Raw genomic sequence first — 13,337 nt, 5'->3', positions numbered from 1 at the left:
TTTGAAAAATTGTATCGAGAACTCTTTACTATTATGAAGATTAATTGTTAACAATTACCCATTCCCCTTTTTCAATTAAAGGAATCGCTTGTTTAAATTTCACATCTTTTTGCTCTCCACTCATTACGTTCTTGATACTAACTTTTTCATTTCTACCAATTTTAGGCTGGTCTCTAACAATAGTTTCAACAGGTTCTTGCTGTTGTTTTCTAGAGTTTTGAATCGCTTGTTCTGTAGAGTTTTGAACATCAGCTTTGCTGGTATTTAAACGTTCTCTTTTTTGACTTCTAGCTTCAGAAATTTGATTTCTATCTTGTGCAGGCAATTCACCTTTAAACAAGAATGATAAAACCTCTTTATTAATTTCATCAACAGTTTTCTTAAACAATTCGAAAGCTTCAAATTTATAAACCAATAAAGGATCTTTTTGCTCATAAGATGCATTTTGCACCGAATGTTTTAATTCATCCATTTTACGTAAATGATCTTTCCAGTTTTCATCAATAATTGCTAATGTAATGTTCTTTTCAAAATCTGTAACTAAGCTCTTTCCTTCACTTTCATACGCCTCTTTTAAGTTGGTTACAACTTGTAATGATTTTGTACCATCTGTAAAAGGAACTACAATCCGTTCATATTTATCGCCTTCATTTTCAAATACATCCTTAATTACTGGGAAAGCTAAAACAGCATTTCTTTCAATTTTAGTTTTGTAATGTTTAGATACAATATCATATAATTTATCAGCTAATTCTCTTTCTGATAATTTTTCAAATTCCTCTTTGGTAAAAGGAGAAGTCATTGAAGAAAAACGGATCAATTCAAATTCAAAATTCTGAAAATCTTTTGCACCTTTATTACCGTTGATGATAGATTCACAAGTGTCAAAAATCATATTTGCAATATCAACTTGTAAACGTTTACCATCTAAAGCATTACGTCTTCTTTTATATACAAAAGAACGTTGTGCATTCATGATATCATCATATTCTAATAAACGTTTTCTGATACCAAAGTTGTTTTCTTCAACTTTCTTTTGCGCTCTTTCAATAGATTTTGTAATCATAGAATGCTGAATTACTTCACCTTCTTTTAAACCCATTCTATCCATCATTTTGGCAATTCTTTCAGAACCAAAAAGACGCATTAAGTTATCATCTAAACCAACATAAAATTGCGTTGACCCAACATCACCTTGTCTTCCTGCACGTCCTCTTAACTGTCTGTCTACACGTCTAGAATCATGTCTTTCTGTACCAATAATTGCTAAACCACCTGCTTTTTTAACTTCTTCGGTTAACTTAATATCCGTTCCACGTCCTGCCATGTTTGTTGCAATGGTAACAACACCAGGTTTACCAGCTTCTGCAACAACATCAGCTTCACGTTTGTGTAATTTTGCATTTAAAATATTATGTGGAATTTTACGCATTTGTAACATTCTACCTAATAATTCTGATATTTCTACAGAAGTTGTACCGACTAAAACTGGTCTTTTTTGTTCAACCAATTTTACAATATTTTCAATAACAGCATTGTATTTTTCACGAGCCGTTTTATAAACTAAATCCTCTTGATCATCTCTTTGGATAGGTTTATTAGTAGGAATTTCTACAACATCTAATTTGTAAATTTCCCATAATTCACCCGCTTCTGTAACTGCAGTTCCTGTCATTCCAGAAAGCTTTCTGTACATTCTAAAGTAATTCTGTAAAGTTACCGTAGCAAAAGTTTGAGTAGCATCTTCAATTTTACAATTTTCTTTTGCTTCAATTGCTTGGTGTAAACCATCAGAATAACGACGACCATCCATGATACGTCCTGTTTGTTCATCAACAATCATTACTTTATTATCCATCACCACATATTCAACATCTTTTTCAAAAACAGTATATGCTTTTAAAAGTTGATTCATAGTGTGAATACGCTCACTTTTGATACTAAAATCGTTGTAAAGTTCTTGCTTTTGAGAAGCTTTTTCTTCGGATGTAGTATCAGCAGTATCAATTTCCCCTATTTTTACACCAATATCTGGTAATACAAAGAAATTATCGTTTTCTGTTTTTTCTGATAAATGAGCAATTCCTTTATCAGTTAAATCAATTTGATTATTTTTTTCTTCAACAACAAACAGTAAATCTTCGTCTACTTCTGGCATCAACTTGTTGTTGTCTGCCATATAATAATTTTCTGTTTTTTGTAAAATTTGTTTGTTACCTTCTTGCGATAAAAATTTAATTAAGGCTTTGTTTTTTGGTAAACCTCTGTAAACTCTTAACAATTGGAAACCACCATCTTTCGTATTTCCGTCTGCAATTAACTTTTTAGCTTCTGCTAAAACACTTATTAAATGTTTGCTTTGTAGTAAAACTAAATCTGCAACTAAGGGTTTTAACTCGTTAAATTCGTGTCTGTCTCCTTGAGGTACAGGTCCTGAAATTATTAACGGAGTTCTAGCATCGTCAATTAAAACAGAATCTACTTCATCAATAATTGCATAATTTGGTGGTCTTTGAACTAAATCGTCTTTAGAACTAGCCATATTATCACGCAAATAATCAAATCCGAATTCGTTATTTGTTCCGTATGTAATATCTGCATTGTATGCTTTTCTACGCGCATCAGAATTTGGTTGATGATAATCGATACAATCTGTAGATAAACCATGAAACTCAAAAATAGGTCCCATCCAAGCTTTATCACGTTTTGCCAAATAATCATTTACTGTAACTAGGTGAACTCCATTTCCTGTTAAAGCATTTAAATAAACGGGTAGCGTAGAAACCAAGGTTTTACCTTCACCAGTCATCATTTCTGCAATTTTACCTTGATGTAAAACAGAACCACCAATTAATTGAACATCGTAAGGAACCATGTCCCAAACAACTGGCTTACCGGCAGCATCCCAAGAATTGGCCCAAAAAGCCTTTTCGCCTTCTAAAGAAACATGGTCTCTTTCTCCAGAAATTTCTCTATCAAATGGAGTGGCAGTAACCTCAATTTCTTTATTTTCTACAAAACGTTTTTCTGTTTCCTTGATTACAGCAAATGCTTCTGGCATTATTTTTAATAAGGTCTCTTCAGAAACTTTGTATGCTTCATCTTTTAAAGTATCGATTTCTGCGTAAATATCTTCTTGTCTATCAATATCCGCATTTTTAGCTTCTATTTCTAAAGCTGTGATTTTATCATCAAATACTTTTGTAGCCGCTTTAATTTTGTTTTTAAACTCTTGCGTTTTTGCCCTTAATTCATCGTGAGAAAGTTTAGAAATTTCTGACTCAAATTTTCTTACAGCTTCAACTATTGGTTGTAAAATTTTTAAATCTTTTTGTTGTTTATCACCCACAAAAAGTTTTATAACTGAATTTAAAATGCTCATTGTATTAAATGGTTTAGAAGCTAAATTGATTAGCTTTATTATTTTACTGTATATCAAGTTTTTAAAAAGCTTGAAAAAAATATCTTTTACTTTCTAAAAAGAAAACAAAAAAAAAAGCCCCCTTAGAGACTTTTTATATTTTTATTTAGTATTCATCCTCGTTCCAAAGGTAATCATCTTCGGTAGGATAATCTGGCCAAATTTCAACAATTGAATCATATGCATCACCTTCATCTTCCATATCTTGTAGGTTTTCTACTACTTCTAATGGAGAACCAGTTCTAATTGCATAATCTATTAATTCGTCTTTGGTTGCTGGCCAAGGTGCATCTGCTAAATAAGATGCTAATTCTAATGTCCAATACATTTCTTATTGTTTAATTTTGTGCAAAAATAATTTTTTTACTCAATTACGCAAGTCTTTTTTAAGAAATATAATATCAATAAAAAAAGAACTTCATTATTTTTTCTCAGGAATCCACTTGATTTCCTCCATTAGTAGGTCTTTAGACAACTTTCGTGCCAACACAAAAAGAAAGTCAGAAAGGCGGTTTAAATATTTTAAAATGTCATTATTCAAAGTTTCGTGGTCATTTAGTTCTACAGATAAACGTTCTGCTCGTCTGCAAACGCATCTTGCAATGTGACAAAATGACACAGCTTGATGTCCTCCAGGCAAAATAAAATGAGTCATTTGAGGAAGTTCTGCATCCATTTTATCAATTTCATTTTCTAAATAAAGAATAGAATTTTCATCAACTTTAGGGATGTTTAATCGCTCTTTTCCGTTTTTTAAGGTTTCTTTATCTGGCGGAGTTGCTAACATACTGCCTAATGTGAACAATTCATTCTGAATTTTCAACAAAGAATCTTTTATCGTATTGCTAATTTCTTGATCTTTAATTAAACCGATATATGAGTTTAATTCATCTACTGTACCGTAACTTTCTATGCGTAAATTGTATTTTTTTACTCTCGTACCACCAAATAGTGCGGTTGTTCCTGCATCACCAGTTTTTGTGTATATTTTCATTTAAATAAGTTTCAAAGTTTGTAAAGTAGCAAAGTTACAAAGTTTTAAACTCTTATATTAAAATGTTCTTTAACTTGTTCTTTTCTAAAGAAAACTAAACCAAAATAAAATAGATCAATTGTTACTGTTGCTTTTTTGTTTCTAATTAGTTTGCGCCAAATTGAATTAACATTTTTATTTTTATGAATCTTATTTATAACTACAAAATAGTTAGAATCATTTTTTAAAAAGATATTGTAGTTTAATTCACTTATATATAGTAATTTAAAATCGATATTTGAATCATTTTCTAATGAGTTAAAATCAAAATAAACTGCATTAATCTTAAAATATGCTATAATTTTTGAGAATACTTTTTGCTCTTTTTTAGAGAGTTTTTTAAGTTCAGCGTATTCACTAATATTGTTGTTATTAATTTCTTTTGAATACAATCCTTTGGTAATAAAATTGTAGACAAAAGGCGAATGAACTCCATGTTGATTTGAAGATCTTAAAAGAAATTTGATTTTTGAGATTGTTTTAAAAAGCATTAAAATTTATTTCCGTTAATATAAATTTCATCAATTAAATTAGATCCAAAACTGTAGGGAATAAATCCGTAAGAAGGTATTTCTTTAGTAATGATAAAATTTGCTAGTTTTCCCTTTGTAATACTTCCAACTTCGTTGGATACATTCATTGCAAAAGCGCCGTTAATTGTTGCTGCATTGATAGCCTCTTCTGGTGTCATTTTCATTTTTATACACGCAGTTGCAACTACAAAGTTCATGTTTCCAGATGGTGTAGAACCAGGATTGTAATCTGTTGCCAAAGCCAACGGTAAATTCGCTGCTATAATTTTACGTACTGATGTATACGGAATTCCCAAAAAAAAAGAACAGGAGGGAAGCGCAACAGGCATGGTTTCGGATGCTTTTAAATCTGTTAAATCTTCATCCGTTAAAACCTCTAAATGATCCACAGATAGCGCTTTGTGTTTTGTAGAAATAGCAATGCCGCCAATACTATTAAATTGATTAACATGTACTTTAGGAATTAAATGATATTTTTTAGCAGCAGTTAATATTCGATCTGTATCATCCACAGAAAAATAACCGACTTCACAAAAAGCATCTACAAAATCAGCCAAATTTTCAGCAGCAATTTTGGGCAACATTTCATCAATAATTAAGTTGATGTATCCTTCTTTATTGTTTTTAAATTCAGACGGAATTGCATGTGCTCCTAAAAAAGTTGCTTTGATAGGAATGTTGTAATTTTCTTTAAGTTTTTTGATAACTCGTAACATTTTAAGTTCCGCATCCAACGTTAAGCCATAACCAGATTTTATCTCAATAGCGCCCGTTCCTAAGGCAATAACTTCTTCCAATCTTTTAGCAGATTGAGTGTATAAATCGGCTTCTGAAGTTGCTTGTAATTTTTTAGCTGAATTTAAAATTCCACCTCCATTATTAGCAATTTCTTCATAAGACAAACCATTAATTCTATCTACAAACTCTTGTTCTCTATTGCCAGCAAATACAATGTGCGTATGAGAATCGCACCAAGTTGGCAAGATCATTTTACCAGCACAATCAATCGTTTCATCCGAAGTAAAAGTTGGCATTTTTTGCATCAAACCAAAATCTTTAATCAAACCGTTTTCAATCAATAAAAATGCATTTTTTAAAGTTGGTAAAACGCCCATTTCTTTTCCAGAAACTTTCTGAATAGAAGCATCCCTAATTTGAATTAATTCTTTTATATTGGTAAATAATTTGGTCATAAAAAATGATTAAATTAATTTTAACAAACATACATAAATCTATTTAAATGATTCCAGAAAACGAATACGCACCTTATTATAAACAATATATTAAAGGTATTGAAGAAAATAAAAAATCGATTATTGATAATTTAATTGATTCTCAAAAAGAGTTTGAAAACGTTTTAAATAATATTCCTTTAGAAAAACAAAATTTCGCATATGCTGAAGGCAAATGGACAATAAAAGAAGTGATTCAGCATGTTATTGATACCGAACGTGTTTTTAATTACAGAGCGATGTGTTTTGCAAGAAATGATAAGACTTCTTTACCCGGTTTTGATCATGATCTTTTTGTGGAGAATGCAAATATGGATGACAGAGATTATACCGATTTGTTATACGAAATGGAAGTTTTAAGAAAAAGTACTATATTGCTTTTTAGAAGTTTTTCGGAAGAAGCATTGTTAAGAATAGGTATGGGTTCTGGAAATAAAATGTCTGTTAGAGCTTTGGGCTATTTATTTTCTGGACATCAAATACATCATTTAAATGTTGTAAAAGAACGCTATTTATAACATTTTTTAGTGACTTGCAATTGTAAAAAATTAAGTTTTTAAATTTTATTATTTTTTATCTAAATCATTGAAATTGTGTAATTTTGCGCTTTAAAAATTTTGAAATTAATTTAATATTTATAGATTGAAAGAAGATTATAATAAATGGTATTCACCAACATTAGGCAAAGATATTGAAATGTTGGTTTTTGGTCATGCAGGCTATCCTTTAGTTTTATTTCCAACAACGATGGGGCGTTTTTTTGAATGTAAAAACATGAAACTAATTGAATCTGCAAAATGGTTTTTGGAGGAAGGTTTAGTGCAAATATATTGTCCGGATTCTATCAACGAATTAAGTTGGTATGATAAAGGAATTCATCCTGCAGATCGTGTTAAAAATCATATGTGGTATGATCAATTTATTATGGATGAAGTAGTAAATCCTATTTGCCATGATAGAGGAATCCAAAAAGTAGCAATTGCTGGCGTAAGTTTTGGTGGTTATCATGCAGCAAATTTTGCATTTAAACATCCAGAAAGAGTAAGCCACATGTTTAGTTTAAGCGGTTCTTTTGATATAAAATCTTTTCTAGACGGCTATTATGATGACAATGTATTTTTTAACAATCCTGTAGATTTTTTACCAGGAAGCAATCATCCAGATTTATGGAATATGAAAATTATTTTAGGAACAAGTGATTGGGATATTTGCTTAGAAGCAAACCAAATATTAGCTAAAATACTGACGGATAAAAATATACCTTTTTGGTTTGATGAGCGCAAATGGGCAGAACACGATTGGCCAATTTGGAGAGAAATGTTTCCTCATTATTTATCACAAATTTAAAACAACAACAACAACAACAACAACAACAAAAATCAAATAATTATTATGAGAAAAATAGGAATTTTATTTGGACAAGAAAACACTTTTCCACAAGCTTTTATAGACAGAGTTAATCAAAAAATAGCAGCAGAAGGCATCAAAGATATGATGGCTGAAGCAGTATTAATTGAAACTGTAGAGCAAGCAAAATCTGATGAGTATGCGGTTATTATAGATAGAATATCGCAAGATGTGCCATTTTACAGAGCTTTTTTAAAGAATGCTGCAATTACAGGAACAGCGGTTATAAACAACCCGTTTTGGTGGAGTGCCGATGAGAAGTTTTTTAATAATGCATTGGCAGAAAAAGTAGGAGTACCTGTACCAAAAACTTTTATTTTGCCATCATCACAAAGACCACCAGACACAGACGAAAATTCTTTTAGAAATATGAAATTCCCTTTTAATTGGGATAAAATGTTCGATACAGTTGGTTTTCCAGCATATATGAAACCTCACGATGGTGGTGGATGGAAAAGTGTTTATAGAGTTGAGAATCCTGAAGATTTATGGCAAAAACATGGTGAAACGGAACATTTAGTAATGATGTTACAAGAAGAAATTAACTTTAAAGAGTACTTTAGATGTTATGTTTTAGGAACTGATAATGTACATATTATGCAATATGAGCCTAGAAATCCTCATCATTTGCGTTATGTTTTAGACGGCGAACCTGTAGATCAAAAAATATTAGATACTGTGCATGAGTATTGTATCCGTTTAAATAAAGCTTTAGGTTATGATTTTAATACGGTAGAATTTGCTGTAAAAGATGGTATTCCTTATGCAATTGATTTTTGCAACCCTGCACCAGATGCAGATATCAATTCTGTTGGAGCAGAAAACTTTGAATGGATTGTAGAAAATGCTGCGAACATGGCAATTGAAAAAGCGAAACAATACAAAAAAGGGCAAATGAACCTTACTTGGGGTTCTTTTGTTACAGATCAAATTGTTACAGAAAAGCCAGTTGTAAAAAAAGTAGCTGCTAAGAAAGTAGTAGTTAAAAAGGCTCCTGTTAAAAAAGCCGAAGTAAAGAAAACAACAGCTAAAAAAGTAGTTGAAAAAACTAAATCGACTAAAAAGTAAATTTTAAAAATTAAATTGCGAATCTTTTAATTAGTTAAATTAACCTTTTCACTATGAAATTTACATTAGGTATAGAAGAAGAATATCAAGTAATTGACCCTATTACAAGGGAGTTGGTATCTCACGATCAACAAATTGTAATGAATGCATCAAAAGTTCTAAATGACCAAGTTAAGGCAGAAATGCATCAAGCGGTTGTAGAAGTTGGTACAAATATTTGTAACGACATTCAAGATGCTAGAGAACAAATAACTCATTTACGTAAATCTATTTCAACGTTTGCAGGCGAATTGGGATATAAAATCGGAGCTGCAGGAACACATCCATTTTCTAAATGGGAAACCCAATTGATTACTCCAAATCCACGTTACCATGAAATTATTGATGAATTGCAAGACACCGCAAGATCTAATTTAATTTTTGGTTTGCATGTTCATGTGGGTATGGAAGATAAAAATATGGCGATGCACTTAGTAAATGCGATGCGTTATTTTTTACCACATTTGTATGCTTTGTCTACAAATTCACCTTTTTGGGAAGGTAGAAATACTGGTTTTAAATCTTTTAGATCTAAAGTTTTTGATAAGTTTCCAAGAACGGGCATTCCAGGAGTTTTTAATAGTTATGCCCAATATGAAAATTATGTAAACCTTTTAGTGAAGACGAAATGTATTGATAATCCTAAAAAAATATGGTGGGATATTCGTATTCATCCAGTTTTTCCAACGATAGAAGTACGAATTTGTGACGTTCCACTAACGGTAGATGAAACTATTTGTATTGCAGCATTAATTCAAGCTTTAGTTGCTAAATTACACAAACTAAGATCTCAAAATCTTAACTTTATGAATTATCATAGAGCGCTAATTAATGAAAATAAATGGCGAGCTGGGCGTTATGGAATTGACGGAAAAATGATTGATTTTGGTTTAGAAAAAGAGGTTGAAACAAAATTGTTGATGCGCGAATTTGTTGACTTTGTGGATGATGTTTTAGATGAATTAGGTTCAAGAAAAGAAGTTGAATACGTTTTTGAAATATTAAAAAACGGAACAGGAGCAGACAGACAATTAAAAGTTTTTGAAGAAACAAACGACTTAATAAAAGTAGTAGATTTTATTACAGAACAAACCATTTTAGGTTTATAATTATTCGATTAAATGATGAAAGAAAAATTAAAATTAGCTATTTTAGACATGAACAACGATGAGCCAAATCAAGGCTTGCGTTGCATTAAAGAAATTGCTAATTTTTTTATTAAAAAAGTCGATATTACGGTATTTAATGTTAGAGCTAAACTAGAAATACCAGATACTTCTTTTGATATTTATATTTCAAGCGGTGGTCCTGGAAGTCCTTTAGAAGAGGGGATTTGGAGAAATCCCTATTTGGAATTAATGCAAAATATTTGGGATTATAATTCCTCTAATTCTGAAACTAAAAAGCACGTGTTTTTTATCTGTTATTCTTTTCAGGTAATGTGTCATTATTTTAAATTGGGAGAAATAAAACCTAGAAAAAGTACTTCTTTTGGTATTTTACCAATTCATAAAACTAAAAAAGGAATTAAAGATCCACTTTTAGAAGGATTAAATGATCCTTTTTATGCCGTAGATTCTAGAGATTGGCAATTGGTACAACCAAGGTTAAAAGTTTTTAAAGAACAAGGTGCATCCATTTTAAGTTTAGAAAAAATTAGAACTCATGTAGAATTAGAGCGTGCAATTATGGCGGTTCGTTTTTCTAATGAATTTGTTGGTACGCAGTTTCATCCAGAAGCAGATCCAATAAGTATGGAAGTTTATTTTTCTTTGGAAGAAACAAAGCAAAAAATAGTTACTAATTTTGGGGAAGCAAAATACAGCCAAATGATGGAAAGATTGGATGATCCCGATAAAATTAGTATGACCTATGCAACGATTTTACCAAAATTTATTTCTTCAGCAATCAGCAGTATTCAAGAACCAATATTTTCTTAATTTAAGATGATCGATAAAAATAGAAAACTTTATAATGAGCAATTTTCTGATGAAAAATACCAAGTTTTTCTTCAAGATATCATTAATGAATTTAAATATGTGCCTAAGTTCAAAATATCTGAAACACCAGCTTTTATCCCAAAACAGTTAAAAAATAAATTGATTGAAGCTTGTGCTGAAATTATGGCTACTATTAATCAGCCTAATTTTAAAGAATTAACAAATGGTGCTTTTTTTGATAAGAATACAATTGTGCCAAATGAAGACGAAAATGCGAAGTTTATTCAGTTAGATTTTGGTATTTGTAAAGATGAAAAGGGTAATTTAGTTCCTAAACTAATTGAATTGCAGGGTTTTCCTTCTTTATATTTCTTTCAAGAATTATTAGGAAGAAAGTACCGCGAGCATTTTGGAAATGTAATTCCGGAAAATTATTCTCAGCATATAAACGGAATGACCAACCTCGATTATATTGAATTATTACGTCAAGAAATTGTTGGTGAAACAGATCCGAAGCAAGTAATTTTATTAGAAATAGAACCAGAAAAACAAGCTACAGCTGTTGATTTCTATGCAACAGAAGCTAAATTAGGGATTAAAATTTTATGTATTTCTAAACTGATTAAAAGAGGAAGTGAACTTTTTTATTTGGATGATGAAGGCAAAGAAGTAAAAGTATTAAAAATTTACAATCGAATTATTTTTGATGAGTTATTTCAAAGAGATGATTTAAAAAGGGAATTCGATTTCTTAGATGAAGTTGATATCACTTGGATTGGGCATCCAAATTGGTTTTACAGAATTAGCAAATACACAATGCCTTTATTAAAAGGAGAATTTGTACCAAAATCATTTTATTTAAATGAGTTAAAAACGATTCCTGAAGATTTAGAAAATTATGTTTTAAAACCATTGTATTCTTTTGCTGGTGCAGGAGTTCAAATACATGTAACGCGTAAAATGATTGATGATATTACGAATAAATCAAACTATTTATTACAAGAAAAAGTAGCGTACGCTCCAATTATAGAAACAATGGACGAGCCTGCAAAATGTGAAATTAGAATGATGTTATTACATAACTCTAAAACGAACAAAACAGAAATTATTAGCAATTTAATGCGTTTGAGTAAAGGAGAAATGGTTGGTGTAAAATATAATAAAGACAAAACTTGGGTAGGAGGTAGCACTGGTTTTTTTGAGAGTTAATAAGAATCTTGCTTTCTGATTATAAGCTGAGAATTACAAAATATAAAAACCTTCAAATTTTAAAATTTGAAGGTTTTTTACTGATATAATTTTATATGGTTCTAAAAACCTTGTATTTTTTATATGTAATTTACAAAGACTTATCCGGAGCAGGAATACTCGCATGAAATTCTGAGGCAATTCTCTCAGTATACGTATCTAATAATTCCAAAACACGCTCGCTAGAATCAGAAACAACAATAATACCTATATGCCATTCTTTATCCATTTTCCAAACAATTTCAGCATCCGTAAAACTAGAAGTATCAGGATGTTCAAATCTGCTGAGAGAAACTACAATTCCTGCATATTTATTATGAATAGTAGGTAGCTCATAGGTTTTTTTTCTAATTTTTGCATTTTCTATTTTTGCCCATTCACCCCAAAGATTTACACCTGAAGCAAACTCAACCATTTCAGCTAAATTTGCTCCACCAACTCGAGAAGAAGTTTCTAAAAAAAATAATTCCCCAGTTGCTTTCGATTGAATGAACTCTGTATGTGAAGCACCAGATTGCATTCCGAAAGCTTTCATTACGTCAACATTCATTTTTTGCAAGCCTTTTTCAACTTCAGAACCAATTTTAGAGGTTGCAGATCTAAAAATTCCACCTCCATGAGCAACATCAAAAGGCGTTGCTAAATATTTACTAACTCTGGCAAATACTACTTTTCCGTCTACATTTAAACCATCGACATGAAAAACATCACCAGGAGCAAATTTTTCTATTAAGTAATTATCTCTTTCATCACCTAAAGCATGCACAACTTGCCATAATTCCTCTTTAGAATTCAGTTTTTTAATTCCGGTTGCAGAAGCTTCCATTCTTGGTTTTAACAACCAAGGAGCGGCCACAGATTCTGCAAAATCATTAATTTCATCATTATAAAATAACCCTGTAAACTCAGGTACATTTACACCTTCGCTTTTAGCCTTCATTCTCATTGCTAACTTATCTCTAAAATAATGAGCAGTCGTGCGTCCCATTCCAGGAACTCGAAAGTGTTCTCTTAAAAGTGCTACTTTTTCTACATCAAAATCATCTAAAGCAACAAAATGATCAAATTTTATGGTTCTAAATTTATAGGCAATTCCTTTCACTACATCTTTATGATTCCATTCATCAATATAAAAAACGTCATCAATAGCTTCCCAAGGCCAGGCTTCATTTTCTAAATCCTTTTTAGTCAAAAGATATACATTATTTCCATCAGCTTTGCAGCTTTCTATAAAAGGTTCGCCTTTAAAATAAGTGGTAATGCAAAGAAAATTTAAGGGTTTTTGAGACATCATAAAATTGTTAGTTTTTATAAATTTACAAAAAATCAATTTTATTTACAAGGAAAATATATTTTTAAATTTTGCTTTGAATACACGAAGTATGAAGTTCAAAATCATTTAATAAATTTGAACGA

The 13,337-nt window shown here is 30.8% G+C and carries 12 protein-coding genes; 6 read left to right on the top strand and 6 right to left on the bottom strand.

Annotation, left to right across the window (positions count from 1 at the left end; genetic code table 11):
- Positions 1-40 precede the first annotated feature (40 nt).
- The 5 genes from secA to hutI all read right to left on the bottom strand — a co-directional run bounded on the left by secA (position 41) and on the right by hutI (position 6,180).
- Positions 41-3,382: a preprotein translocase subunit SecA gene (gene secA / locus BTO16_RS05780; protein WP_105020679.1), complete on the bottom strand. Its 3,342-nt coding sequence runs from the start codon at positions 3,380-3,382 to the stop codon at positions 41-43.
- A gap of 145 nt (positions 3,383-3,527) precedes the next feature.
- Positions 3,528-3,749 (bottom strand): DUF2795 domain-containing protein, encoded by a 222-nt coding sequence (locus BTO16_RS05775; protein WP_091892486.1) that lies wholly within the window; start codon positions 3,747-3,749, stop codon positions 3,528-3,530.
- Positions 3,750-3,842: 93 nt separating this feature from the next.
- Complete coding sequence (locus tag BTO16_RS05770) at positions 3,843-4,415, bottom strand: cob(I)yrinic acid a,c-diamide adenosyltransferase (protein WP_105020678.1); 573 nt, start codon at positions 4,413-4,415, stop codon at positions 3,843-3,845.
- Between the two features lie 44 nt (positions 4,416-4,459).
- On the bottom strand, positions 4,460-4,945 hold the full coding sequence (locus BTO16_RS05765) for a hypothetical protein (protein ID WP_105020677.1): 486 nt from the start codon (positions 4,943-4,945) through the stop codon (positions 4,460-4,462).
- Positions 4,945-6,180: an imidazolonepropionase gene (gene hutI, locus BTO16_RS05760; RefSeq protein WP_105020676.1), complete on the bottom strand. Its 1,236-nt coding sequence runs from the start codon at positions 6,178-6,180 to the stop codon at positions 4,945-4,947. Before hutI ends, BTO16_RS05765 begins: the two co-directional genes overlap by 1 nt.
- A 47-nt stretch (positions 6,181-6,227) precedes the next feature.
- Between hutI and BTO16_RS05755 the strand changes: the two genes are divergently transcribed.
- The 6 genes from BTO16_RS05755 (at position 6,228) to BTO16_RS05730 (ending at position 11,882) form a co-directional block, all read left to right on the top strand.
- On the top strand, positions 6,228-6,737 hold the full coding sequence (locus BTO16_RS05755; RefSeq protein ID WP_105020675.1) for a DinB family protein: 510 nt from the start codon (positions 6,228-6,230) through the stop codon (positions 6,735-6,737).
- A 124-nt stretch (positions 6,738-6,861) separates the two neighbouring features.
- Positions 6,862-7,566 carry an esterase family protein gene (locus BTO16_RS05750; protein WP_105020674.1) on the top strand — a complete coding sequence of 235 codons (705 nt, stop codon included), beginning with the start codon at positions 6,862-6,864 and terminating at the stop codon, positions 7,564-7,566.
- A gap of 45 nt (positions 7,567-7,611) precedes the next feature.
- Complete coding sequence (locus tag BTO16_RS05745) at positions 7,612-8,694, top strand: ATP-grasp domain-containing protein (protein WP_105020673.1); 1,083 nt, start codon at positions 7,612-7,614, stop codon at positions 8,692-8,694.
- A 53-nt stretch (positions 8,695-8,747) separates the two neighbouring features.
- Positions 8,748-9,842, top strand: coding sequence for a carboxylate-amine ligase (locus tag BTO16_RS05740; RefSeq protein ID WP_105020672.1), 1,095 nt, complete (start codon positions 8,748-8,750; stop codon positions 9,840-9,842).
- A gap of 15 nt (positions 9,843-9,857) precedes the next feature.
- On the top strand, positions 9,858-10,673 hold the full coding sequence (locus BTO16_RS05735; protein ID WP_317045790.1) for a type 1 glutamine amidotransferase: 816 nt from the start codon (positions 9,858-9,860) through the stop codon (positions 10,671-10,673).
- 6 nt (positions 10,674-10,679) lie between these two features.
- Positions 10,680-11,882: a hypothetical protein gene (locus BTO16_RS05730; protein WP_105020670.1), complete on the top strand. Its 1,203-nt coding sequence runs from the start codon at positions 10,680-10,682 to the stop codon at positions 11,880-11,882.
- 130 nt (positions 11,883-12,012) lie between these two features.
- Here the strand turns inward: BTO16_RS05730 and BTO16_RS05725 are convergent, their stop codons facing one another.
- Positions 12,013-13,215 (bottom strand): ATP-grasp domain-containing protein, encoded by a 1,203-nt coding sequence (locus BTO16_RS05725; protein ID WP_245891993.1) that lies wholly within the window; start codon positions 13,213-13,215, stop codon positions 12,013-12,015.
- Positions 13,216-13,337: the final 122 nt, after the last annotated feature.

It is taken from the genome of Polaribacter glomeratus, assembly GCF_002954665.1.
GTDB lineage: Bacteria > Bacteroidota > Bacteroidia > Flavobacteriales > Flavobacteriaceae > Polaribacter > Polaribacter glomeratus.
This window is presented reverse-complemented; position numbering and strand designations above follow the sequence as displayed.